Annotated in this window: 26 protein-coding genes; 19 read left to right on the forward strand and 7 right to left on the reverse strand. The window is 34.0% G+C overall.

The window, feature by feature from the left end; genetic code table 11:
• Positions 1–16: 16 nt before the first annotated feature.
• Positions 17–454 carry a Dps family protein gene (locus TX86_RS05245; protein ID WP_042346910.1) on the reverse strand — a complete coding sequence of 146 codons (438 nt, stop codon included), beginning with the start codon at positions 452–454 and terminating at the stop codon, positions 17–19.
• 521 nt (positions 455–975) lie between these two features.
• On the opposite strand from TX86_RS05245, the gene TX86_RS05250 reads away from it, so the two are divergent.
• On the forward strand, positions 976–1,728 hold the full coding sequence (locus tag TX86_RS05250) for an SDR family NAD(P)-dependent oxidoreductase (RefSeq protein ID WP_042346914.1): 753 nt from the start codon (positions 976–978) through the stop codon (positions 1,726–1,728).
• Between the two features lie 66 nt (positions 1,729–1,794).
• Here TX86_RS05250 and TX86_RS05255 read toward each other — a convergent pair whose 3' ends face one another.
• Positions 1,795–3,537 (reverse strand): methyl-accepting chemotaxis protein, encoded by a 1,743-nt coding sequence (locus TX86_RS05255; protein ID WP_042346917.1) that lies wholly within the window; start codon positions 3,535–3,537, stop codon positions 1,795–1,797.
• A gap of 265 nt (positions 3,538–3,802) precedes the next feature.
• Here TX86_RS05255 and TX86_RS05260 point away from each other — a divergent pair, with 265 nt between their 5' ends.
• Complete coding sequence (locus TX86_RS05260; RefSeq protein ID WP_042346920.1) at positions 3,803–4,555, forward strand: SDR family NAD(P)-dependent oxidoreductase; 753 nt, start codon at positions 3,803–3,805, stop codon at positions 4,553–4,555.
• 81 nt (positions 4,556–4,636) lie between these two features.
• Here the strand turns inward: TX86_RS05260 and TX86_RS05265 are convergent, their stop codons facing one another.
• On the reverse strand, positions 4,637–5,146 hold the full coding sequence (locus tag TX86_RS05265; RefSeq protein WP_081707565.1) for a YusW family protein: 510 nt from the start codon (positions 5,144–5,146) through the stop codon (positions 4,637–4,639).
• A gap of 191 nt (positions 5,147–5,337) precedes the next feature.
• On the opposite strand from TX86_RS05265, the gene sigY reads away from it, so the two are divergent.
• The 7 genes from sigY to TX86_RS05300 all read left to right on the forward strand — a co-directional run bounded on the left by sigY (position 5,338) and on the right by TX86_RS05300 (position 9,309).
• Complete coding sequence (gene sigY / locus TX86_RS05270; RefSeq protein WP_052343540.1) at positions 5,338–5,916, forward strand: RNA polymerase sigma factor SigY; 579 nt, start codon at positions 5,338–5,340, stop codon at positions 5,914–5,916.
• Positions 5,882–6,196 carry a YxlC family protein gene (locus TX86_RS05275; RefSeq protein ID WP_042346922.1) on the forward strand — a complete coding sequence of 105 codons (315 nt, stop codon included), beginning with the start codon at positions 5,882–5,884 and terminating at the stop codon, positions 6,194–6,196. Before sigY ends, TX86_RS05275 begins: the two co-directional genes overlap by 35 nt.
• Positions 6,193–6,417 carry a transcriptional regulator gene (locus tag TX86_RS05280; protein WP_230203572.1) on the forward strand — a complete coding sequence of 75 codons (225 nt, stop codon included), beginning with the start codon at positions 6,193–6,195 and terminating at the stop codon, positions 6,415–6,417. The genes TX86_RS05275 and TX86_RS05280 overlap by 4 nt, the downstream gene beginning before the upstream one ends.
• A 1-nt stretch (position 6,418) precedes the next feature.
• Entirely contained in the window at positions 6,419–6,613 is a 195-nt protein-coding gene (locus TX86_RS05285; RefSeq protein WP_042346924.1) for a PLD nuclease N-terminal domain-containing protein, read from the forward strand.
• A 6-nt stretch (positions 6,614–6,619) separates the two neighbouring features.
• Positions 6,620–7,504 carry an ABC transporter ATP-binding protein gene (locus TX86_RS05290; protein WP_042346926.1) on the forward strand — a complete coding sequence of 295 codons (885 nt, stop codon included), beginning with the start codon at positions 6,620–6,622 and terminating at the stop codon, positions 7,502–7,504.
• Positions 7,501–8,274, forward strand: coding sequence for an ABC transporter permease (locus TX86_RS05295; RefSeq protein ID WP_042346928.1), 774 nt, complete (start codon positions 7,501–7,503; stop codon positions 8,272–8,274). The genes TX86_RS05290 and TX86_RS05295 overlap by 4 nt, the downstream gene beginning before the upstream one ends.
• Before the next feature lie 204 nt (positions 8,275–8,478).
• A complete protein-coding gene (locus TX86_RS05300; protein WP_042346930.1) occupies positions 8,479–9,309 on the forward strand; it encodes a GNAT family N-acetyltransferase in 831 nt (276 codons plus the stop codon).
• Between the two features lie 81 nt (positions 9,310–9,390).
• Here the strand turns inward: TX86_RS05300 and TX86_RS26595 are convergent, their stop codons facing one another.
• On the reverse strand, positions 9,391–9,549 hold the full coding sequence (locus TX86_RS26595) for an AbrB/MazE/SpoVT family DNA-binding domain-containing protein (protein ID WP_154663052.1): 159 nt from the start codon (positions 9,547–9,549) through the stop codon (positions 9,391–9,393).
• A gap of 236 nt (positions 9,550–9,785) precedes the next feature.
• On the opposite strand from TX86_RS26595, the gene TX86_RS05305 reads away from it, so the two are divergent.
• Entirely contained in the window at positions 9,786–10,883 is a 1,098-nt protein-coding gene (locus TX86_RS05305) for a CapA family protein (RefSeq protein WP_081707566.1), read from the forward strand.
• A gap of 124 nt (positions 10,884–11,007) precedes the next feature.
• Here TX86_RS05305 and TX86_RS05310 read toward each other — a convergent pair whose 3' ends face one another.
• From TX86_RS05310 to TX86_RS05320, 3 genes are all read right to left on the reverse strand, one after another.
• On the reverse strand, positions 11,008–11,736 hold the full coding sequence (locus TX86_RS05310) for an amino acid ABC transporter ATP-binding protein (RefSeq protein ID WP_042346934.1): 729 nt from the start codon (positions 11,734–11,736) through the stop codon (positions 11,008–11,010).
• Complete coding sequence (locus TX86_RS05315; protein WP_042346936.1) at positions 11,733–12,377, reverse strand: amino acid ABC transporter permease; 645 nt, start codon at positions 12,375–12,377, stop codon at positions 11,733–11,735. Before TX86_RS05315 ends, TX86_RS05310 begins: the two co-directional genes overlap by 4 nt.
• A gap of 173 nt (positions 12,378–12,550) precedes the next feature.
• The gene (locus TX86_RS05320) at positions 12,551–13,324 is read right to left on the reverse strand and encodes a transporter substrate-binding domain-containing protein (RefSeq protein WP_042346938.1); all 774 of its coding nucleotides are present in this window, start codon (positions 13,322–13,324) and stop codon (positions 12,551–12,553) included.
• A 237-nt stretch (positions 13,325–13,561) separates the two neighbouring features.
• On the opposite strand from TX86_RS05320, the gene TX86_RS05325 reads away from it, so the two are divergent.
• The 9 genes from TX86_RS05325 to TX86_RS05365 all read left to right on the forward strand — a co-directional run bounded on the left by TX86_RS05325 (position 13,562) and on the right by TX86_RS05365 (position 23,777).
• Complete coding sequence (locus TX86_RS05325; protein WP_042346940.1) at positions 13,562–14,404, forward strand: MurR/RpiR family transcriptional regulator; 843 nt, start codon at positions 13,562–13,564, stop codon at positions 14,402–14,404.
• Between the two features lie 18 nt (positions 14,405–14,422).
• The gene (locus TX86_RS05330; protein WP_230203639.1) at positions 14,423–15,577 is read left to right on the forward strand and encodes a M20 peptidase aminoacylase family protein; all 1,155 of its coding nucleotides are present in this window, start codon (positions 14,423–14,425) and stop codon (positions 15,575–15,577) included.
• On the forward strand, positions 15,561–16,391 hold the full coding sequence (locus tag TX86_RS05335; RefSeq protein WP_042346942.1) for a GNAT family N-acetyltransferase: 831 nt from the start codon (positions 15,561–15,563) through the stop codon (positions 16,389–16,391). The genes TX86_RS05330 and TX86_RS05335 overlap by 17 nt, the downstream gene beginning before the upstream one ends.
• Before the next feature lie 16 nt (positions 16,392–16,407).
• The gene (gene menC / locus TX86_RS05340; protein WP_042346944.1) at positions 16,408–17,517 is read left to right on the forward strand and encodes an o-succinylbenzoate synthase; all 1,110 of its coding nucleotides are present in this window, start codon (positions 16,408–16,410) and stop codon (positions 17,515–17,517) included.
• Positions 17,518–17,647: 130 nt separating this feature from the next.
• Positions 17,648–18,727 (forward strand): YkvI family membrane protein, encoded by a 1,080-nt coding sequence (locus tag TX86_RS05345; RefSeq protein WP_042346946.1) that lies wholly within the window; start codon positions 17,648–17,650, stop codon positions 18,725–18,727.
• A gap of 269 nt (positions 18,728–18,996) precedes the next feature.
• Positions 18,997–20,364 (forward strand): sigma-54 interaction domain-containing protein, encoded by a 1,368-nt coding sequence (locus TX86_RS05350; RefSeq protein ID WP_042346947.1) that lies wholly within the window; start codon positions 18,997–18,999, stop codon positions 20,362–20,364.
• Positions 20,365–20,549: 185 nt separating this feature from the next.
• Positions 20,550–21,329 carry an enoyl-CoA hydratase/isomerase family protein gene (locus tag TX86_RS05355; protein ID WP_081707568.1) on the forward strand — a complete coding sequence of 260 codons (780 nt, stop codon included), beginning with the start codon at positions 20,550–20,552 and terminating at the stop codon, positions 21,327–21,329.
• Positions 21,330–21,387: 58 nt separating this feature from the next.
• Positions 21,388–22,530: an acyl-CoA dehydrogenase family protein gene (locus TX86_RS05360; RefSeq protein ID WP_336469851.1), complete on the forward strand. Its 1,143-nt coding sequence runs from the start codon at positions 21,388–21,390 to the stop codon at positions 22,528–22,530.
• Between the two features lie 17 nt (positions 22,531–22,547).
• Complete coding sequence (locus TX86_RS05365; protein WP_052343541.1) at positions 22,548–23,777, forward strand: ABC transporter substrate-binding protein; 1,230 nt, start codon at positions 22,548–22,550, stop codon at positions 23,775–23,777.
• The last annotated feature ends 49 nt before the right edge of the window (positions 23,778–23,826 follow it).

Consider the following 23,826-nt stretch of genomic DNA (forward strand, 5'->3'; position numbering starts at 1 on the left):
CTAAACTTTTTTTGTTTTACCCTAAGTATGCTTTAAGCATCCACATATTTTTTTCTAGAGTTGCTTTAATGCCAAGGAAAAGATCAGCTGTTTCTTCGTCTTTTTCGTTTTCTGCTACTTCAAGTAATGTATCAATATGGTTAGCAATTGCAGTGAAATCCGAAAGAATGATTTTTACCATATCATCTGCAGTTTCAGCACCATTTGCTTCTTCAATTGTAGCAGTTTCTAATGTTTCCTTTAATGTCGCGATTGGTTGTCCACCAATTGTTAATAAACGTTCTGCAATTTCATCGATGTATGTAGCAGTTTCAGTATAGAACTCTTCAAATTTTGCATGAAGTGTAAAGAAGTTAGCTCCTTTAACGTACCAGTGATAGTTATGTAGTTTTGTGTACATTACAGTCCAGTTAGTAAGTTGTTGATTCATTAATGGATGTAGTTGATTTGTCATAATATAACCTCCAATTTTTAGTTACACATTATTGTGAAGTATCCAACAATATTGATTTTATCATAAAGAAAGCAATCTTTATAATATAAAATCGACAGATATTTTACATAATGCGGTGTATAATCTATGTTTTTCACAAACTAAGGTAGTTCAAACCTTTTTTAGCAAATTTTTTAAAATTATTTGACATAAGTAATATAAAAGAATTAATGGGAAATCTTTATAATAATAAAAATTTAATTTAAAAAGATAAAAATTTATTGATTTGACAGTGTGAGGATATTGTTAGGACAACTTGTTGATGTCAGACAAGTTCATTGAAGAAATAAGCGAATTTTACGGAATGATTGGTATAGTGATGCTGACCTCTTTACTGAAAAGTAGGCATAAGAAAGCGGCTTTGAGAAAAACTCTAAGCCGCTTTTATTTTTAAAGGATTGAAATGCTTTGTTTAATAAGTTTTTAGAGTGGTATATGAATAATGTAATAACAATTTATAGGCTAAGGGAGAGGAAAAGCGAATGGGTAGATTAGCTAATAAAGTAGCGATTATTACAGGTGCTGGGGGTGGACAAGGTAAAGCTGAAGCACTTCTTTTTGCCAAAGAAGGTGCCAAAGTTGTTGTCACAGATGTCCAAGAAGAAAAAGTAAAACTAGTAGTGGAAGAAATAATTCAAAATGGTGGAGAAGCAATTGGCTTCTTTCATGATGTTTCTTCGGAAGATAAATGGATTCAAGTAGTAAAGGATACTGTTGAGAAGTTTGGAAAAGTAGATATTCTTGTTAATAATGCTGGTATTACAATTCAAAAGTCTCTTCATGAAACATCTGTTGCTGAATGGAATAAGGTAATGGATATTAACTTAACAGGTGCATTTTTAGGTATGAAGCATGTAATTCCTGTTATGATGGAAAACCACGGAGGAAGTATTATTAATATTTCGTCAATTGCCGGGTTAACAGGTGGTAGTGGGGCTAGCCCATATACGGCATCTAAAGGAGCACTTCGTCTATTGACAAAGGCTACAGCAATCGACTATGCGAAACATAGTATTCGTTGTAACTCAGTTCATCCTGGTTACATAGAAACACCAATGACAAAAGATATGTTTACAAATGAACAAATGATGACATGGTTTAAATCTAATACACCGTTACCTTATTTAGGTAAACCAGAGGACATTGCAAATGGCGTATTATATTTGGCTTCTGATGAATCTAAATTTGTAACTGGTATTGAATTACCAATTGAAGGTGGATATTCAGCTGTTTAATTATTAATATGAAAAGCAAGCCGAAGCATACAACATAAGTGTTTGCTGAGGCTTGCTTTTTAAATGCTATATTTTAAATTGGTCGACTTGTTGTTGTAATTCTTGTGCTAAATTGGATAACGAGTTGGAAGACGTTGCGATTTCTTCCATAGTTGCAAATTGTTCTTCTGTATTTGCCGCTACTCCTTGCGTGTTTTCAGAAGCATCATGAGAAAGCGTTGATATATTATTGACAGATGCAGTTACTTCTTCTGCACTTGCTGATAATTGCTGTACTGTGGCAGCCATATCGGTAATTTTATCTTTCATTTCACTCATATTACTTACAATTTCTTTAAAGCTAACTTCTGTTTTAGATACGATGTCTAGGCCTTCGACAACTTCTGTCTTTACAGAATGCATCGCATTTGTTGATCGTGACATATTTACTTGTATATCTTTAATTAAGTCTGATATTTGATGTGAAGATTCTTGGGATTGCTCCGCTAACCTGCGAACTTCATCAGCCACGACAGCAAATCCTCTTCCGTGTTCACCAGCTCTTGCAGCTTCAATGGCAGCATTTAAGGCAAGTAAATTGGTTTGGTTGGCAATTTCATTAATAACATCAGTGATTTCACCAATTTTGTTTGAACTTTTATCTAATGATTCAAGCACTTCGTTACTTTCTATGACTTTATCATTAATTGAATTGATTTGTTGTACGGTTTTTTCTACATATATATTTCCTTTATTTGCTTGATCTGTAACAGCAATGCCTGCTTCAGAAATGAGAGAAGCACTATTTGCTAAGTTGTTAATAGCTAATGTTACTTCTTCTAATGCAACTGATGTTTCTTGTAATTGCATAGTAGAGGTTTCGGATCCTTGCGCTACTGCTTGAATAGCTATATTAATTTCATTTGTCGCTTTACTAGTTTCCTCAGCACTAGCAGTTAATTGTTCAGATGAAGCTGCTACATGTTGAGTGGAACTTGCGAAACGGCTGATTAAATTTTTCATGCTTTTTCTCATTAAATTAAAGTCTTTTGTTAATTCACCAATTTCGTCGTTTGAAGTTACTTTTAAGTCATCACCAGAATAATCTCCGGTAGAGGCTAATTTTAGTTCTTTGCTTACGTGTACAATTGGTTTAGTTAATCTAGAAGCGTAAAAATAAGAAATAAAACCACCTAATATAATAGCAATGATAGAAATAATACATATAGTTATAGCGATTTTTGAGGCACCACTATTAAATTCTGATTGAAAGGCATTGGCACCAATATACCAACCCCATTTTGGATCTACTTCCACATAAGAAACGTTCGTTTCAATTTTATTCGATGATGGATTAAGCCAGTCAAAAGTAAGAATCCCACCTTTTTTTCCTATTAGTAGTGACTCTTTACCTAAATTGACTCCATCTTCAGACTTTACTTTTTTTAAATCTATTCCTTCATCTACAGGATCCATTACTACTTGTCCTGATTCATCCATTGCCCATATATATCCAGACTCTTTAATTGTATATTGCTTATTGATGTCGCGTTTGTTGTTTTTATCTTTTTTACCTAGTAATTCTAGACGTAGCTTTTCTTGTGCTTCCTCCAAAGTTAATTTTCCAGCTTGTACTTGTTGATCTAATAAGTTAATCATCCCAATTACCATTTTGGCAGTTTGTTCTAAATGTTCTTCTCCTGCAGAATCTAATTCTCCTTTTGACGAAGAATATGTGGTAAAGCCAATAATTGTCGTCGGGATAATTAGTAAAAATAAACATAATATAATTAATTTAGTTTTTAATGATAAAAACTTCCCCTTTAACATGCTATCTCTCCCTTATTCGCATTCATAATGTGATTTTTTTACTATGTATAAAGTGTTATATCGTCATAATTCAACAAATTTTTACATTAAATCTGAAAAAAATTTAAAAATATAGAGATATAATCCTATTATTCTCTTGAAAAACATAAAAATACTAATGTAGTCATATATTCATCCTAAATATTTGGATTTTAATTTCAAAAAGACCAAAAATTGTTATAATTTTCTTGTGGTATTTACTTTTTAGGATATGAGGAGGATGTGTATGGGACGTTTAGACCAAAAGGTAGCTATTATTACAGGTGCTGGTGGTGGACAAGGTAAAGCAGAAGCTTTATTGTTCGCACAAGAAGGGGCAAAAGTAATTGTAACTGATGTGCAAGAAGTGAAAGTGAAAGAAGTAGTAGATGAAATTAATGCTAATGGTGGGGATGCTATTGGTTTCTTTCATGATGTATCATTGGAAGATAATTGGATTCAGGTAGTGAAGGATGGGGTAGAAAAGTATGGCAAGATTGATATTCTTGTGAATAATGCAGGGATAGCAACTGAAACAAAGCTAATAGATTCAACTATTGAAGAGTGGAATAAAGTTTTGGCCATTAATTTAACAGGGACATTCCTCGGCATGAAACATGTTATTCCATTAATGATTGAAAACGGTGGGGGTAGCATTATTAATATTTCATCAATTGCTGGATTGACGGGAGGTAGTGGAGCAAGTTCCTACACCGCATCTAAAGGAGCGGTTCGTTTATTAACGAAAGCAACAGCAATCGACTATGCTAAACAAAATATTCGTGTGAATTCTGTTCATCCTGGCTATATTGAAACACCAATGACTGAAGAAATGTTTAAAGATGAGCAGATGACATCTTGGTTTAGAGCAAATACACCACTTCCTCGCTTAGGAAAACCACTTGATATTGCTTATGGAGTGTTGTACCTGGCTTCAGATGAGTCTAATTTTGTAACAGGTATTGAACTTCCAATTGAAGGTGGCTATTCTGCTCAATAGTTATATATGAAAAATTAGTATGTATTGGTTATAATAAAAAAGCGGCTTAGAGGTTTTAATTACTTTAAGCCGCTTTACAGGTTATTTTAAATATTCTTTTTCAGTACCATCAGCAAATTTAATTTCTAAATCAAATTTCTTGTAGTCTTCTTTTAAATCAAATGATTTAATCACTTCATTAATTACTTCATCAGGAGCTGTATTTTTATCAAATTTAAAACTTTCAAAACGGCTTCGTAATTCGGCTAAAGCTTCGTCTCCTCTTAATGTGCGATTGTTTAATTCGTCTTCAATCTTCACTTCCAAACCATCTGTTTCATTATCATATTCTACTTCGAATGATTTGAAATTATCATAGTCCACATCTAAATCAAAAGAAATAAATGGAATTGATTCAGTATTAGTTGCCGTATTTTGTTTGTTATCCGTTGTACTTCCTGGATTGTTAACTGTATCATTGTCATTTCCATTTTCAACGGGCGCATTTTCTGGTGGGTTTTTCACTGTATCTTTATCGTCAGCATTATCATTGCCGCAAGCTCCTAATACAAGTAATCCAGCACACATGAATAGCGCAAGTAATTTCTTCATTAATCATTCCTCCAATTTTATTTCCATATTCTTCATTCAAAATTATTACCTTAAAATAGGTGTCATAAACCTCTTAATTGGGAAAGTAAAGGAAAGGCATTTATGTTTTTATAAAAAAATTAAATTAGAGTGAACGATTGTAAATCTACAGGCGTATTATAAGTAGATTTACATAGAAAGGTGGGTGTATTTTGGAAGAGATTCATGATCAGGAGCATGAACAACGTTTAATTATAGCGGCACAACGAGGAGATGAAGCAGCATTTTCTGAATTATTTCAAATGCACTATTCTTTTCTATTTAAGTACATTATTAAAATGACGTTTGATCCTATTATTGCAGAAGACCTTTTGCAGGAAACCATGTTGAAATGCTATCTACACATAAAGAAATATGATGGTAGTAGTAAACTTTCAAGTTGGATGATCACGATTGCTACTAGAACGTATATCGATTATTTACGAAAAAAGAAGCGTGAAAAGTGGTTGTTTAAAAAAGCAAAGCAGGATTGCAATGATTCAATTAGATGGAAAGTGATGCAAAGTGGGATTGAATTCAATGACGTAATGGAGGTAATCAGTAAATTGGATGCTATTTATCGTATTCCATTATTACTAAAACATTATTATGGGTTCTCTTATGAGGAAATTGGCAAAATGATTGAAATCAAAGAAGGTACAGTTAAATCTAGAGTTCATAAATGTGTGCAATTAATTCGAAAGGAGATGGATGATTTTGACGAAAAAAGATATGGAAAACAAAGTTCATGAAGCATTTAAAGAAATGGACGAATCTTTTCATATTACTCCGCCGAATAAGGCTACCATTTCAGTTATGTTACGTGAACAAGAGCAACGCTATAAACAAAAGCAAAAAAAGGAATTAATCTTGTTTATGATTATAGCCATAGTATTTATAGCAGTTTTTGTTTTAGTGATGACACGCGCACCAATCTTTTATATTGCCCTGTTGATTCTTAGCTTTGTATTAGCTCCTTTATATGTTTTTTATGAAAAGAAGAAGCAAACTAGAGAGGACAATATCGTATGAGATTAGAAGTAACTGAAATGTCTTTAACAGCACAAATCATATTTTTTATAGTGTTAGCCACTCTAATGTTAACGCAAGGAACAATTATTTTTTTATCAGCTAGAAAAAGAGGGAAAAATGCATGGTTTTGGGGGTTTATTGGGTTACTCAATATTCCATCCTCATTCTTGCTATATTATTTCTTCGTTATTTATCCAGAGAGAAAAAAAGGGGGAAGCTAAAATGGATTCTACAACATTACTACAAATTTTATTACCTATCGCAATACTACAAATTATTTTATTAGTTACTGCCCTTGTTAGTTTAATAAAACAAGAGCATACAAATGGACCTAAGTGGTTGTGGGCAATTATTATCGTTTTTGTAAATATCATCGGTCCAGTTCTATATTTCATTATTGGAAGAAAGGAGAGATAGAGAAATATGAATATCCATGTGAGAAATGTCACAAAAAAATTTCAACAGCATATTGCTGTTAATGATGTAAGCTTTGATATAGAGTCGGGACGTTGTGTAGCGCTTATCGGTCCTAACGGTGCAGGTAAAACAACTTTACTGAAAATGCTAGTTGGATTGATAAAACAGGACCAAGGAGATATTTCCTATCATCATGACACTAATTGGAGAAGAGAAATTGGCTTTCTACCACAGATACCTAGCTTTTACGGTTGGATGACGCCGAAAGAATTTCTACTATTTATGGGTAAAATCTCTGAAGTAGATAAAAGTATTTTGAAAACAAGAGTCGATGAAGTATTGTTAGCAACTGGAATAGCGGAAGCTAGTAATCGAAAAATCCAAGGATTTTCTGGTGGAATGAAGCAACGTCTTGGGTTAGCGCAGGCGTTGTTACATAAGCCTTCATTTCTATTGTTAGATGAACCAGTTTCAGCATTAGATCCCGTTGGACGTCGTGATGTGATGAATATATTAGCCGATTTGAAAAAATCTACAACCATTATATATTCTACACATGTGCTTCATGATGCTGAAGAAATTAGTGATGATGTGTTATTAATGAAAAACGGTGAAATTGTAGCAAAAGGTACAATGGAAAACTTGCTTTCAAATGCTATTCAAAATTATACATTGAAAACAGGGCATGAAATTCCAAAGGCACTATCGCAATGTGAATTTATAAAGAATATAAGTTTAATAGGAAAGAATACTGCTGAAATTACATTACATCCTACAAGTAAAAAAGAAGAATTGCTGCAATGGTGTTTAGACAATAACATTGACATCATAACGTTCCAACAAGGAAAACAAACGTTGGAAAGCGTATTTTTAGAGGTGGTGAAACAATGAACATCTTTATGACATTACTACAAAAAGAATTTGTTGGATTATGGAGAAGTAAAAAAATAATTTGGCTTCCAATTGTCTTTATGTTGTTAGCTGTTATGCAACCTGTTACCTCATATTTTATGGAAGATATTTTAAAGATGGGTGGAGGTTTGCCAGAAGGTGCTGTCTTTGAAATGCCTACTCCAACTAGTGGAGAAGTGATGGCTTCAGTATTATCGCAATTAAATACTATAGGCTTGCTTCTAATTGTTGTTGCAGTGATGGGTACGATTAGTGATGAGCGTAGAAATGGGTCATTAATACTTTTGATGGTTCGGCCTGTTTCACCATTAAAATTAGTAAGTAGTAAAACTATTGCAAATGGGATATTATTAATGGTTTCATTTATTCTAGGTTATTTGTTTGCTTATTATTATACAGTTGTCTTATTTGACTCGGTAGAACTGAATCATTTGATTCAGGCTATGCTTCTATATTGTCTTTATATTTTCTTTATTGTTTCCAGTGTTATTCTTTGCAGCGCTTTATGGAATAGTAATGGAACGATTGCCATTGTTAGTATTATATTTTTCAGTGGATTATCGATGGTAAGTGGATGGTTGACTGAAGCATTGAAATGGAGTCCAACTAATTTAAGTACTTATGCAGTAAAAATTGTAACAGGTGTCAATCAAACTGATGGTCTTCTTGGTTGTTTAATAGTCTCTGTTATATGCATAGTTGCTTTAGTAGTCGCAGCCGCTGTTGTTGTGAAGAAGAAGGGGCTATAACAAGTCTGGTTAGCTATAGGAGAAATTTATGGGGTTCTCATTGTTAATATGAGAGCCCTTTATTGTTGTTTTTTATATTCAGTCAGAATAAGTATTAAAAAAACTTCCATTATTACACATTGATAAAGTTGATTATAAAGGCTAAAATGCTCGGGCAGGGTTCATTTAATAAAGACTTTAATTTATCATCGAGAGGAATACAAAATGGAATTAATCATTAAACCTTTATATAGCTTAGAAGAATTATTAGATATGCAGCGTCTTGAACAAGATGTGTGGGGAGATGATTTTACACCTATTCATCAAACTATTACTGTCGCAAAAAATGGTGGCATCATTCTCGGTGCATATGACAAGGACAAATTAATCGGTTTTTTGTATAGCTTTCCTGGATTTAAGAACGATTCAGTTTTCTTGTGCTCACATTTGGTAGGCATTGACATTGCATATAGAGGACAGGGAATTGGTGAACAATTAAAGCGTAAGCAAAAAGAGTTGGCTTTAGATAAAGGCTTTAAACTTATAACATGGACGTTCGATCCATTGGAAAGTGCTAATGCTAACTTAAATATTCGTAAGTTAAAAGGTGTTTGCCGAACTTATATTGAAGATTGCTATGGCAAGCTTGATGGTAAATTAAATAGTGGATTACCGACAGATCGTTTTCTTGTAGAGTGGCACTTAGATAGTGATCATGTACGTAATGAGGATGGTTATAATCATCGTGATGCAGCTTCAGTTTTTATAGTTTCTATGAATGAAGCTGGTTTACCTTATATCAAAAATGTAAATGAAGAAGTAATGAAACAATTAGAGAGCTTTGACACTCTTTCTATAACTGTACCTACACAATTTCAAGCCATGAAAAAAGCAGATTTTTCATTAGCTAAAGAGTGGCGCACGCAAACACGTGAAGTATTTCAAACTTTGTTTTCACAAGGTTTTATTGTAGTAGATGTTGAAAGAAAACAAGGGGCGATTACACAGCAATATATATTGATTAAACAAACTGAGGTTAATATTGAATTAGTGTAGGAAAGAAGAAGCTATATTTGCGTTAATATAAAAGCCCTATTAACTAGTATTGATAGTTAATAGGGCTTTTGGCTTTCAATCCTATTTATCGATTTCTAGCTTTGTTACAACGATTGCCCCATCTTGTGCTTTAATATCGATGTTGTCACCAGTGTTAAAGCCAGCTGCATCAGATACTTCGTTTGGTATAATTACATAATATTCTCCGTCTTTTTTTACAATCTGTGAAGTTACTCCCATTATTCATTCCTCCTTATGTACTTTTATATTTAAGCATATATCGTGTTGAGTTGGTTCTTTATTTTCACTATAAATAACATAATATTCATTTTTATATTTACAATTGACGGAATATTGCTGATTTTATATATAAAATAGAATAATATAGTGTTGCAAGGTGAAATAAATATCGATTTAAAAAGTGAAATGGAGTTTGGATAACAAATATGAATACTAGAAGAAGAAAAAGGCGTTTGATGAGGTCATTGTTTAACGGATTATTGCTAGTAATTATTTGCTTGGTTGGATTTACAGTTTATTATATGAAGGATTCATCAGAGAGAACGGAATCTGTTGTGAAAGATGAAACAAAAGTGAAGGATGATGTTAAGAAAGACAAGCCTAAACCAGAGAAAGAAAAGGCGATTACTATTAGTGCTGCAGGTGATTTCACGCTTGGAAGAGATGAAACATATGCTTATATCGGTTCGCTTCCTGATGAAGCGGCTAAAAATGGCTTACCGTACTTTGTAGAAAAGTTTGATGATATTTTCAAAAAGGATGATTTAACAACGGTTAACCTAGAAGGACCTTTAACGAATGCTACTCAAAAAGCAGTGAAGAAATTCCGCTTTAAAGGGGATCCTTCATACGCACAAATTCTTACATTAGGTGGTATTGAATCTGTTAATCTAGCGAATAACCATTCATATGATTATTTACAAAAAGGTTTTGATGATACAATTGCCACGCTAGAACAAAATAAAATAGGTTATTTTGGCTATGACCATCAATATGTTACGACAGTTAAAGGTGTGAAAATCGGTGTCTTAGGTTATGAAGGTTGGGATGACACACTAGAAACAAGAGCAATCGTAGAGACGAATATTAAAAAGTTAAGAGATCAAGGTGTTCAAATTGTTCTTGTGCATTTCCATTGGGGTGATGAAAGGCATTATGTACCGAATGAATCTCAAAAGTCATTAGCTCATTTTACAATTGATAGCGGGGCAGATTTAGTATTAGGACATCATCCACATGTTCTACAAGGTATTGAAGAATACAATGGGAAATTTATTGTTTATAGTCTAGGCAATTTCATGTTTGGTGGTAATAAAAATCCGGCTGATAAAGATACTTTTGTATTTCAACAAACGTTCCACTTAAAAGGAGATAAGTTAACTGACAAAAAGCAAATTAATGTAGTTCCGTTCTCCATCTCATCAGTTCCTCATCGAAATAATTATCAATCATCATTGTTAAAAGGACCAGAAGCGGAGCGGGTAAAGAATAAAATAATTGATGCATCTAATAAGATTAATGGATCCGATTGGTTAAAGTATGAGGTTCAGTAAATAAAGCATTACATTTTTTATTCTAGTAAGTAAAATGAGATTTAATCGAAAATAAAATTGAAGGTATAACAAGTATAAAAGGGCGTCCAAAAAGTGATTGGAAATGACTTTTTGGACAGCCAATTCATAAAACTTTACTTAAAAAAGCTTTGGTTCTTTCTTTTTTTGGATCGTCAAACAATAGGTTAGGTTTGTTTTCTTCAACAATATAGCCACCGTCCATAAATAATACGCGATCCGCTACTTCTCGCGCAAAGCCCATTTCATGTGTCACAACGACCATGGTCATGCCTTCACTGGCTAAAGTTTTCATGACTTGTAAGACATCACCTACCATTTCAGGATCTAATGCGGATGTTGGTTCATCGAATAACATCACCTTTGGTTCCATAGCTAATGCCCGAGCAATCGCAACACGTTGTTGTTGCCCTCCTGATAGCTCACTTGGATAATTATTCGTTTTTTCACGTAAACCAACTTTATCTAAAAGAATGAGTGCACGTTTTTCTGCTTCTTCTTTGGGTAATTCTTTAAGTTTCGTAGGAGCGAGTGTGATATTCTCCAACACATTTTTATGAGGAAACAAGTTGAATTGTTGAAAAACCATCCCCACTTCTTGACGAATCACGTTTAAATTTGCTTTTGAATCAGTTATAGTGTGACCGTTAATGACCACTTCACCAGCTGTGATTTCCTCTAAACGATTGAGGCAACGCAAAAACGTGCTTTTTCCTGAACCAGAGGGTCCAATTACACAAACCACTTCTTTTTCCTGAATGTCTGTGGAAATATCTTTTAAGACTTCCAATGCTCCAAATGATTTCTTCAAATGTTTGACTTTTATCATACTCATCGTAATTGAATTCTCCTTTCCAAAAAGGAACCTAATAGCGTTAATAAATAAATAACGATGAAATATATAACACCAACGATAGTCCAAATGGCAAATGATTCAAATGTGGCGGCTGCTTGAATTTCACCTTGTTGCGTTAAATCAGCAATACCTATAACGGATAATAAAGAAGTGTCTTTTAAACTGATAATCGCTTGATTCGTGAATGTGGGAAGCATACGGCGAAAGGCCTGTGGTAATACGATGAAACGCATCGTTTGAATATTAGAAAACCCTAATGAGCGAGAGGCTTCGGTTTGACCTTTATCAATAGATTGAATTCCTGCCCGCATAATCTCCGCGAAATATGCGCCCGCATTGATAGCGATGGTAATAATACCTGCGGTTGTGTTATCTAGAGCAATAAATGGGAGCGTATTCAATCCATAATAGATAAAAAAGAGTTGAACGAGTATAGGAGTTCCTCTAATAACATCGACAAAGATTTTAGTCGGCCATTGCAAGAATTTAAAGGGTGACAATCGGCAAAGTGCAGCAATGAGTCCAATAATAAAGCCTAAAATAATGGCAATAACAAAAATGAATAGTGTTGTTTTTAAACCCAGCCATAAATATGGGAGAACTTTCATAGTGATAACCATTATATTCACTCCTTTTTAAGAGATAAGAAAGGGCATTATTATAGCGGTGTCTTATCACCGAACATCCTTTTTGATTGAGCTAATTCTTTGGGGAAATACTACATCCAAAAAGACCAGTGACGGTTTTTCTTAGTAAAAACAAGCACGCTAACTTAGCGTGCTATATACTTGAATTATTTTGCTAAATACTGATTTAAAATTTTGTCATATTCACCTGATTTTTTTAGTTCGGCTAATCCATCATTGATTTTTTTCAATACTTCTTTGTTTTTACCTTTTAATACAGAGATACCGTATTGATCACCTGTTAAACGTTCACCCACAGTTTTTAAACCAAGGTCCTTTTGAGCAATAGCATATGAGATAACAGGGTAATCTTCTAATAGAGCGGCGGAGTTACCATTTTTTACATCTAAGAACATGGATGGGCTGTCGTCAAATTGGGCAATTTGGAACCCTTTATCTTTCACTACTTCCATCGCGTATTTAGCACTGATTGTGCCTTTTTTAACGGCAATACGTTTACCTTTTAAATCATCTAAACTTTTAATGCTATCATTCTCTTTTTTTACAGCGAGGGTAATACCTGCATCAAAATAAGGGTCAGAGAAATCAACGGTTTGTTTTCGTTCGTCCGTAATACTCATACCGCCCATTCCAATATCCAATTGTTTCGCTTGAATACCAGGGATGATTCCTTTAAAGTCCATTGGTTTAAACTCGACTTTGAAGTCTTGATTTTTTGCGATGGCTTTCATTAAATCAATATCAATTCCTTTGATTTCACCGTTTTCTTCGTAGTTAAAAGGTGGGAAAGTGGTGTCAGTACCAACCTTATAGACAACGGCTTTTTCCTCTTTATCGGGTGCTTTCCCACTATCATCACTACAAGCTGCAAGCAATAGAGCAGGAGCCAATATTAAACTAGCAAATAAACCTTTTTTCATTACATTACCTCCACATATCTTTGGGTTTTGACGTACATTACTAGATGTATACGTTCTATCTATATGAAAAAGAAGAAATGCATGTCTTTTTGATGGTCGAATTCAGAAAATTTGAATATTGGGTTGTGTTAAAGGTTTAGCTATGATAGAATGACTTCAATCTAAAAATGAAGTTTAAACTTCATTTTATTTAAAAAGAAGTTTGAAGTTCATAAGTAAGAAGGTGCCCATTTTAATATGGATTTGCAGGGAAAAGTAAAAAATATATTTGCTGATTTGTCTAATAGTCAAAAAAAAGTAGCGAAATATTTGTTGGATCACCCACAGAAATTTGCTGTTCATTCTGCTTCTGAAATAGGTAAAGAAGTTGGTGTAAGTGAGACAACAATAATTCGTTTTTGCTATTCTTTGCAGCTAAAGGGATATAGCGAGCTGCAGAAACAGATTCGTAACTCACTTATTTTTGAGAATAGTAGTTTAAACGAATACTATTCTTCGAAAAAGCAAGTAGCGGATCAGCCGAACTTTTTTGCAGAAGTGATGGAGCAGGATATTGCTAGCATTCAAAGGACAATCGCAAATTTGTCTGAAAAAGATTTTACAAAGGCTGTAAGTAAGCTCACGAACAGTGATTATGTGTTAATTTCAGGACATCGATTATCTTTTTCAGCTGCTCACTGGCTAACATTTACACTTCGATTAGTGAGAGAAAATGTATGTTTATATAAGCAAGATACAGATGACCTTTTTTTATTGTTGAATAAATTAACAGAAAATTCGGTTTTTGTAGCTATTTCATTTCATAGATATGTAAAGGAAACATTGAAAATCACTGAAATGGCAAAGGAAGCAGGAGCTTATGTCATTGCTATAACTGACTCTGAGTTGGCACCTATTGCGGAGTTTGCCGACCTAATGCTACCTATTTCTAAAATAAGAACATCAACGATTGATACAGCACCTGTTTTGTTTTCACTTTGTAATGCACTTGTGGCAGGTGTTTCAATTCAAGATGAAGATCGTTTTACAAAGCGGAAAGCGATTTATGATTCGTTTAATACAGATGATTTTTTTCTATAAGGAGAGTTTACAGTGAACATATCAAGTGCAATACAACAATTAAAACCAGAGATTATGAACATCTTTCATTATTTACATGCTCATCCTGAAACGAGCTGGAATGAGAAAGGAACAACAGCTTTTATTTCTAACGTTTTGGAGAAACATTCATATACCGTTACATCTTTTGATGATTGTACGGGAGTGATTGGGGAAATAGGAGAAGGTGATTTCACCGTCGGGCTTCGATCGGATATTGATGCTTTGTGGCAAGAAGTAAATGGTGTCTTTCAAGCGAATCATTCATGTGGACATGATGGTCATATGACATTAGCGCTTGGTGTGATCCTTGTACTCAATCATTTGAACTATACGCCGCCTGGCAAGCTGAAAGTGATTTTTCAACCAGCTGAAGAAAAAGGAACAGGTGCATTAAAGATGGTTGAAAAGCAAGTGGTCGATGATGTGGATTTTTTATATGGTGTGCATCTTCGTCCAATTGAAGAAGTGAAGGATGGTCAAGCTGCACCAGCTATCATTCACGGTGCTGCAAAATTCATTAAAGGTGAAATCATTGGTACAGATGCACATGGGGCAAGACCACATCAAGGGCAGAATGCAATTGAAGTAGGAGCAGCCTTTGTAACTTTATTGAATAGCATTCATTTAAATCCATCCATTCCTTATTCAGCAAAAATGACAAAATTCCACGCGGGGGGAGAAAGTAGTAATATTATTCCCGGTCGTGCAACGTTTTCATTAGATTTACGAGCACAAACGAATGAGACGATGGAACAATTAGTAGAAAGAGTGGAGAAGATTGCTCAAGCTTTAGCAATTACGAACGATGTAGAAATCAACCTCCAAACAGGAGCAAGTGTGGCAGCAGCAACTGTGAATCAGCAAGCTCAGCATTTTATGGAACAGGCTATTGCTAATACGCTTGGTAAAGAAAATGTTGTACCTCCAGTTATTACAACAGGTGGAGAGGATTTTCATTTTTATACGCTAAAGAAACCAAATATTAAGGCGACGATGCTTGGATTAGGATGTGATTTATTACCTGGGTTACATCATCCAAGTATGACATTTAATAGAGAAGCTTTATTAGCTGGAATAGAAATTCTAACAAAAGTGATTATATCGACTTTTGATTACTACAGAGAGGGATGTAAACATGGAAGTAATAGTTAAACCCTTATACCATCTAGAAGATATGGAAGAAATGCAGCAATTAGAACAACATGTATGGGGGATGGATTTTACACCAGTTCATCAAACACTTACAGTAGCGAAAAATGGTGGAATCCTGCTGGGAGGTTATATAAATAATCAGCTAATTGCTTTCTTATATAGTTTTCCTGGTTTTGATGGAGACTCTGTATACCTTTGCTCACATATGTTAGGCATTCATAAAGACTATAGAGGTCAAGGCATTGGTGAAATTCTTAAAAGAAAACAAAGAGAAGTGGCTTTAGAAAAGGGATATAAGTTAATAACTTGGACGTTTGATCCATTAGAAAGTGCCAATGCTAACTTGAATATACGCAAGTTGAAAGGTGTTTGTCGCACATATATGGAAGACTGCTACGGCAAGTTAGAAGGTCATTTAAATGAAGGATTAGCTACGGATCGTTTTCTAATAGAGTGGCATTTGGAAAGTGAGCATGTACTTGAACAGCCATCATATAGTATGCGTTTAGCAACTCCGGTATTATTGATAGCTGAAAATGAACAAGGCGATCCATATATAAAAGGTATCAATGATGAAGCCATGAATCAGTTAACTACATATGATACGCTCTCAGTAACCGTGCCAACTTCATTTCAAGCGATGAAGAAGGATAACTTTGCATTAGCTAAAGAATGGCGTATGCATACAAGAAGTGTTTTTCAATCGCTATTCGCAAATGGTTTTATCATTGTCGATATTAACAGAGGACAAGGAAAAAATGTACAACAATATATTTTAGTAAAACAATCAGAAGTTAAAATCAATCAACAATAGAAGGAGACAACACATTATGAAAATTAAACAGGTTATTTTACGACATCTTAAAATGGATTTAATAGCGCCTTTTACAACTAGTTTTGGCACTTTCGTAGATAAAGAGTTTATTTTAGTAGAAGTGAAGAATGAAGATGGTTTATCTGGGTGGGCTGAATCGGTAGCTTTTGCAGCACCTTGGTATAACGAAGAAACAATTAAAACAAATTGGACAATGTTAGAAGACTTCTTAATTCCAATAGTACTTGATAAGGAAATTAACCACCCTAGTGAAGTGAATGATCTCTTCAGCCATATACGTAAAAATAATATGGCTAAATCAGCGATTGAAGGCGCAATTTGGGATTTATACGCGAAAGAGAATAATCAACCCTTAGGTGTAGCACTAGGAGGTAAGCTGAATAAAATCGATGTTGGTATTAGTATCGGAATCCAAAAAACAGTTCCAGATTTATTGAAGAAAATCGAAAATGGTCTGAAAGATGGGTATAAACGTATTAAAATTAAAATTCAACCAGGCTGGGATGTTGACGTTATTCGTGAAGTACGAAAACATTATCCCGATGTTCCAATTATGGCGGATGCAAATTCTGCGTATCGTTTGAAAGATATCGAGTTGCTTAAACAGTTAGATCAATTTAACTTAATGATGATTGAACAACCGTTATCATCGGATGATATTGTGGATCATGCGACATTACAAAAACAATTAAAAACGCCTATTTGTTTAGATGAAAGTATTCATTCTGTAGAAGATGCCCGTAAAGCTCTTGAACTAGGAAGCTGTAAAATTATTAATATTAAAATTGGGCGTGTAGGTGGATTAACTGAAGCGAAAAAGATTCATAATCTTTGTGAAGACAACAATATTCCTGTATGGTGCGGTGGCATGTTAGAATCAGGTGTTGGTCGTGCACATAATATTGCATTAACAACATTAAGTAATTTTACAATGCCGGGTGATACAGCAGCATCAGCAAACTATTGGCATAAAGATTTAATTGAACCTGAAGTGACTGTAGAAGATGGAGTGATTACTGTTCCAACCTCAGCTGGCATTGGTTATGAAGTGAATTACCGTACTGTTGATGAGTTTACAACGTATAGCAAAAAATATACGAAATAGTACAAATGATAGATTGATGCCTATTGGAAACCTATTTTAGGTTTCCAATAGACTCAAAAAAGACTAAAATCTCTTATTTTTAGTTTAAAAATTCAGAATTATTACACAAAACAGAAATTAGGTGACGTCTATGAAAAACAGCATAAATTTAGCTGGGGCATATATTGGTATTCTTGTAGGAGCAGGGTTTGCTTCAGGGCAAGAAGTACTACAATTTTTTACGCATTTTGGTATTTATAGTATTATTGGTGTTATTTTAGCAACGGTATTATTTTCATTCTTAGGCATGCAAATTGTACAACTGGGAAGTGATCTTCAAACAGTATCTCATAAAAAAGTAATCTATCACATTTGTGGACGTTATCTTGGATTAGCAGTAGATGTACTAATTACGTTCTTCTTATTTGGTGTTACTGTTGTTATGATTGCAGGTTCTGGATCTATCTTTCAACAACAATTTGGTATTCCATCTATGGTAGGGTGCATCGTGATGACAGTTATTACAATTGTCACTTTATTATTGGACATTAAAAAAATTATTTCGATCATCAGTTTAGTTACACCGTTCTTATTAGTTATTATGGTTATTCTTGCAGCATATTCTTTCTTTACTATGGATTATAGTTTTGCTGATATTCAAAAATATGCGAAGGCCAGCCAAGCAGCAGCTTCAAATTGGGTAATGGGTTCTCTACTATATGTTTCATATAATATTGCAGCTGGAATTGCCATGTTAGCGGTAATGGGTGGAACATTTAAAAATAAAAAAGAAGCTGGATGGGGAGGTATTCTTGGTGGTATTGGACTAGGTGTATTATTATTTTTAATTAATATTGGTATGCTTTCTGATATGCCAGGTATTCAAGGTGTAGATTTACCAACACTATACCTAGCAAATGAAATTTCTCCAATTCTAGGTACAATTCTTTCAATCGTTTTACTAGGTATGGTCTATAACACAGCGGTTGGTATGCTTTATGCGTTTACTGCTCGATTCGTACCAGCTGAAACAAAAGCATTTAAAGGCTCGGTTGTAGTAGTTGGTATTCTTGCATTTTTAGCTAGCTTTGTTGGATTTATTACTCTTGTAGGGAAAGTTTATCCTGTAACAGGCTATCTTGGTTTTGTTGTTATTATAGCCGTAATTGTTTCATGGTTTCGTAGGAAAAAAACAGTTGGGATTGCGAATGAAGAAATGGTGAAGAGTTGATAATAAATAATAACAGTTTTAAGAAAGTGAATAATCTTGTAAACTAATAAATTAGTAGCCGCATTTTTATAATTAGAAAATGCGGCTTTTAATATGGAAAATCAATAATAGTTATCTAGAAAAGGTTTTTATTTTGATTAAGTATATGGATTTTAAAAGGATAATAATTAACTAACTTATATGTTATACTCAAAATTACAAATATTCACAGTTTGTATAGTGTAAATATTTAAGGCTAGTTTTTATAATATGAAAGGGGGAAATACTAGATGAACTTTACAAAAAAACATATTCTTAAACAAGAACATCTTATACAGGCACTCGAACAGTCTTTTGAAGGTTTATTATTATCTGATATTGAAGGTCGGGTATTTTATGCTAATAGGGCAGTAGAGCAAATTTCTGGGTTCTCCAAAAAAGATATTGTTGGAAAGACACCTATGGAAATGGAAGAAGATGGACTCATTGTTAGTCAATCGATGAAAGTAGTAAAGAAAGACCCCCTAACCATCTCACAAATGTTAAGTACTGGGCGGGAAGTATTTATAACAAGTAAACCAGTATTTGACTATGACGGAAAAATTATATGTTACATAGCAAATTACCGTGAACTATCAACATTGAATGAATTACATAAAGAACATCATAATCAATTGGATATAAATTATACAGAGTTGCAGCAATTAAGGGCACAATTATTAAAAACTGACAATTGGATCGGAAATTCATATAAAACCAAAATATTAAAAGAAAAGGTAACGAAAGTGGCTAAAACGGAGGCAATTGTGCTAATTGTTGGAGAATCAGGAGTGGGAAAAGAGGTTATTTCAAAAAATATCCATAAAATAAGTGATAGAAAAAATGCTCCTTATATTCAAATTAACTGTGGCGCTATTCCTGAATCATTAATAGAAGCTGAGTTGTTTGGTTATGAAAAGGGTGCTTTTACAGGTGCTTCTTCAGCAAAGCCGGGATTACTTGAAGTTGCCAATGGAGGTACTATCCTGCTAGATGAAATAGGGGAAATGCCACTGCATCTCCAAGTAAAATTATTAAGAGTGATTCAAACAAAAGAGATTACAAGAGTTGGAAGTACAAAAGTCAAAAAGTTAGATGTACGTTTTTTGGCTGCAACCAACCGTGATTTAAAAGAATTGGTTCAACAAGGAAAATTTAGAGAAGACTTATATTATCGTTTAAATGTTATCCCCATCCCCATACCTTCATTAAGAGAAAGAAAAGAAGATATTCTTACCTTGAGCTATCATTTTTTAACAAAGTTTAATGCGAAATACACTAAAAATAAACGCCTTTCTGAGGAATCTCAAAGATTAATTGTGAATTATAAGTGGCCAGGAAATGTCCGCCAATTGGAAAATACGATTGAACATTTAGTGATATTAACTGAAACGGATGAGATTTTGCCAATAGATCTTCCAAAAGAAATTACAAAAATTTCTTTTTATGATTTTATGAATGAGATTATTCCCTTAAAAGTATTAAGAGAAGAAAACGAAATCAAAATGATAAACATGGCTTTAAGTCGATTTAAGTCTATACGTGAAGCAGCAAAGCATCTTGATGTTGATCATTCAACACTAGTTAAAAAGATAAAAAAATACGAAATCGATTATTAGTGGTGAAATATTTCACCACTTTTTTTAATGCAATACAAGGTTGGTGATTTTTTTCTATTGAAATGGTGAAAAATATCAACATTTTATTATTCATATGCTTAAAAAACTAATATTTTATGGTTATTTAAGTTGGCATGATTTCTGCAATACTTTTATGTATATAAGATTTTTTTGATTGGAGGAGGATGATGAATCAATACAAGAATTTAATAGTTGAAATGATAAATTCAAAAGTTGTGGTCTTGAAAGTAAATCGTCCTCAAGCTAGAAATGCACTAGATACGAATTTGATTATGGAACTGTCAGAAGCGGTTGCCAAGGTAAATGCCATGGAGGAAATAGCAGTTGTTATTTTAACTGGTGTAGAAAAAGTATTTATTGCAGGGGTTGATATAAAAGATTTAATTGGAATCTCTGTTTCACAAGCTTTCCAAATAGCTAGCAAAATGAAAGCACTTCGAAATGAAATCATACATTCTTCTAAGCTATTCATTGCTGCAATAAATGGATATTGCCTTGGAGGAGGTTTAGAGCTAGCGCTAGTTTGCGATATTCGTATTGCTCAAACAAATGCTAAGTTTGGTCTTCCTGAAATTAATCTTGGAATTATCCCTGGTGGTGGTGGAGTTTCACTCCTATCGGAAATTGTAGGTTCGGCTATGGCTAGAAAAATGATTTTTACTGGAGAAATTTTTTCTGCGCATAAAGCGATGGAAGTCAAAATTATTAGCGATATTTTTGAACATGTTTTAGAGGAAGGGGTCTTACTAGCACAATCTTTGTCATTAAAAAGTCAAACTGCTATTGCTGCAGCTAAAAGAGTGATGAATAGCGGTGTTTTACAGGGAAATGAAGTGTATCTCGAGAAAGAACTTTATGAGTTTTCATTTCTATTTGATTATCCAGATTCTGTAGAAGGTATGGGTGCTTTTTTAGAAAAAAGAAAGCCTAGTTTTAAAAACTAGAAAATCGTCTTTAAAGATTTTTGGATAGGATTTTACATAATGGAATGGAGGAATCGCATTGTTATTAACTAAACAGCAAGACATGATTGTAAATACTGCAAAAAAGATTGCGAAAAAACATATCGCTCCTTTTGCAAAAGATGTTGATGAGAAGGGAGAAACACCTTGGGGAAATCTAAAAATATTAGCAAACAACGGCTTTTTTGGTATTCATGTACCGGAAGAATACGGGGGAGCTGGGGCTGATATGGTAAGTCATGTTGCGGTTGTGGAAGAAATTGCTGCAGCTTGTGCATCAACTTCTGTTTCATTATCAACACAGGCGTTAACCATCGCTCCATTTCTTATTGCTGGAACAGAAGAACAAAAAAGGAAATACGTTACACCGATGGCTACTGGACAAGTTCTTGGTTCATTTGGAATTACAGAGTCTAGAGCGGGTTCTGATGTTTCAGGAATAAAGACTACTGCAGTTAAAGAAGGAGATTCTTATGTATTAAATGGTCATAAAATATTCATTACAAATGCAGGAGAGTCAGATATTTATGTCTTTGTTACAAGAACCTCTAAGGAACGTACTAGAGGTATATCACTTTTCGTTATAGAAAAAGGTACACCAGGCCTTATTTTTGGTAAAAAAGAAGAAAAAATGGGCATCAGAGGATCAGTAACGAGAGAAATTTATTTAGAAAATGTAATTGTACACGAGAGTAATAGAATTGGAGAGGAGGGAGAAGGATTTAAAATATTAATGAATGTTTTTAATGAAACGAGACCAGTGGTTGGTGCTCAAGCTACTGGAATTGCTAGAGGGGCATTTGAATATTGTTTGAATTATGTAATGGAGAGAAAGCAATTCGATAAAACTCTTCATCAATTTCAAATGGTTCAATCAATGTTAGCGGATATGGCGATGAAAGTTGAAGCTTCTAGATTATTAGTTTTAAAAGCTGCGATGATGTTAGATAACGAAGATCCAAATATTATTGCAAATGCATCAATGGCAAAATGCTTTGCATCAGATGTTGCGATGGAGGTTACAACAAATGCTGTTCAACTATTAGGGGGTAATGGTTATATAAAAGACTATCCTGTAGAACGAATGATGAGGGATGCAAAAATAACTCAAATTTACGAAGGAACAAATCAGATTCAGAGAGTAATTATCGCTAATCAATTAATAGCTAAAGGAATTAATTAATCGAAGGGGGTTAAAAAATGAAAAAATTATTCGTAATTTTACTGGCTACGATGGTAATCATTCTAACGGCTTGTAGTTCAAATAGTACTAGTGGTGAGAGTAAGTCAGAAGGGAAAATTGAAATTGGGGCACTATTTCCGCTTTCAGGAGATTTAGCTTTACTTGGAGAAGAAAGTTTCCGTGGAGTTGAAATAGCAGTCGAAGAAGTGAATAAGGCTGGAGGTATTGATGGTAAAAAGGTTAAGTTGGTAAAGGGTGATGCTCTTGATCCTGATGCAGCGCAAGCAGAGGCTACTCGATTAATTAATAAGGAGGATATCAAAACGATTGTTGGATCATTTTCTAGTGGTATTTCGTTTGCCTCAAGTGAAGTAGCGGAAAGAAATGGTGTGCTATTTTGGGAGTTAGGTGCTGTTGCAGATTCTATTACTGATCGAAAGTATCAAAATGTTTTACGAACAAATCCCCCTGCATCATATTTCTCAAAAGTTAATATTGATTTTATTAAAGAAGTAGTGGCTGAAAAACTAGGAAAAAAACCTGGTGATTTAAAAGTAGCTATTGCTCATGAAGATTCTTCTTATGGAACTACAATTGCAGAGGAAGCAAAGAAGCTTGCTAAAAAAGCTGGAATTAATATCATAACTGTTCAAGGATATAGTTCTGGTTCAAATGATTTAAGTTCGGTTGTCTTAAATCTAAAAAAAGCTCAGCCAGATGTCTTGATAGCAGTTTCATATTTAAACGATGCTGTTCTTTTAGCTCGACAAAGTGAAGAGCTTGGTTTTAAAGTTCCAGTATTTATTGGTAATGGTGGTGGGCATACGATGACAGATTTTAAAGATGCTGTTGGTGAGATGGCAAATGGCATTTTTGATATTGATTTCCCACAATATAATATCAATCGTGAATTTACTCCGGGAATGGATGAATTTCTAGATTTATACAAGAAAAAATACGGTCAGGAACCACGCTCAGGACATTCTATTGCTAACTATATGGGGATGAAAGTAGTACTTGACGTAATAAAAGAAGTGGGAGAAGTTGATCCAGTAAAATTGAAGGAAGCCGCATTAAAATATAAAGCAGAACCAGGAACGTTAGCAACAGGTTGGGGAGTTGATTTTGATTCGAAAACAGGACAAAACAAGAAAGGTCAACCTTATCTTCATCAATGGATTGATGGAAAACTACTCACAGTTTGGCCAGAAAAAGTAGCAGTTCAAGAGCCGCAAATCAATAAATAGCTTTCCTTAGAGGGTACGATATAATGTGTGGTTACTTTATAATTTTATG

This window comes from Bacillus massiliigorillae (assembly GCF_000380245.2).
Classification (GTDB): Bacteria; Bacillota; Bacilli; order Bacillales; family DSM-1321; genus Bacillus_AD; species Bacillus_AD massiliigorillae.

Coding starts and splice junctions, on each gene's coding strand:
- TX86_RS05325 (WP_042346940.1), top strand. CDS start 13,562: ATGGATTTGCAGGGAAAAGTAAAAAATATATTTGCTGATTTGTCTAAT.
- TX86_RS05265 (WP_081707565.1), bottom strand. CDS start 5,146: ATGAAGAAATTACTTGCGCTATTCATGTGTGCTGGATTACTTGTATTA.
- TX86_RS05260 (WP_042346920.1), top strand. CDS start 3,803: ATGGGACGTTTAGACCAAAAGGTAGCTATTATTACAGGTGCTGGTGGT.
- TX86_RS05280 (WP_230203572.1), top strand. CDS start 6,193: ATGAGATTAGAAGTAACTGAAATGTCTTTAACAGCACAAATCATATTT.
- TX86_RS05345 (WP_042346946.1), top strand. CDS start 17,648: ATGAAAAACAGCATAAATTTAGCTGGGGCATATATTGGTATTCTTGTA.
- TX86_RS05365 (WP_052343541.1), top strand. CDS start 22,548: ATGAAAAAATTATTCGTAATTTTACTGGCTACGATGGTAATCATTCTA.
- TX86_RS05250 (WP_042346914.1), top strand. CDS start 976: ATGGGTAGATTAGCTAATAAAGTAGCGATTATTACAGGTGCTGGGGGT.
- TX86_RS05335 (WP_042346942.1), top strand. CDS start 15,561: ATGGAAGTAATAGTTAAACCCTTATACCATCTAGAAGATATGGAAGAA.
- TX86_RS05300 (WP_042346930.1), top strand. CDS start 8,479: ATGGAATTAATCATTAAACCTTTATATAGCTTAGAAGAATTATTAGAT.
- menC (WP_042346944.1), top strand. CDS start 16,408: ATGAAAATTAAACAGGTTATTTTACGACATCTTAAAATGGATTTAATA.
- TX86_RS05285 (WP_042346924.1), top strand. CDS start 6,419: ATGGATTCTACAACATTACTACAAATTTTATTACCTATCGCAATACTA.
- TX86_RS05245 (WP_042346910.1), bottom strand. CDS start 454: ATGACAAATCAACTACATCCATTAATGAATCAACAACTTACTAACTGG.
- TX86_RS05305 (WP_081707566.1), top strand. CDS start 9,786: ATGAGGTCATTGTTTAACGGATTATTGCTAGTAATTATTTGCTTGGTT.
- TX86_RS05355 (WP_081707568.1), top strand. CDS start 20,550: ATGATGAATCAATACAAGAATTTAATAGTTGAAATGATAAATTCAAAA.
- TX86_RS05255 (WP_042346917.1), bottom strand. CDS start 3,537: ATGTTAAAGGGGAAGTTTTTATCATTAAAAACTAAATTAATTATATTA.
- TX86_RS05315 (WP_042346936.1), bottom strand. CDS start 12,377: ATGGTTATCACTATGAAAGTTCTCCCATATTTATGGCTGGGTTTAAAA.
- TX86_RS26595 (WP_154663052.1), bottom strand. CDS start 9,549: ATGGGAGTAACTTCACAGATTGTAAAAAAAGACGGAGAATATTATGTA.
- TX86_RS05295 (WP_042346928.1), top strand. CDS start 7,501: ATGAACATCTTTATGACATTACTACAAAAAGAATTTGTTGGATTATGG.
- TX86_RS05320 (WP_042346938.1), bottom strand. CDS start 13,324: ATGAAAAAAGGTTTATTTGCTAGTTTAATATTGGCTCCTGCTCTATTG.
- TX86_RS05290 (WP_042346926.1), top strand. CDS start 6,620: ATGAATATCCATGTGAGAAATGTCACAAAAAAATTTCAACAGCATATT.
- TX86_RS05350 (WP_042346947.1), top strand. CDS start 18,997: ATGAACTTTACAAAAAAACATATTCTTAAACAAGAACATCTTATACAG.
- TX86_RS05310 (WP_042346934.1), bottom strand. CDS start 11,736: ATGAGTATGATAAAAGTCAAACATTTGAAGAAATCATTTGGAGCATTG.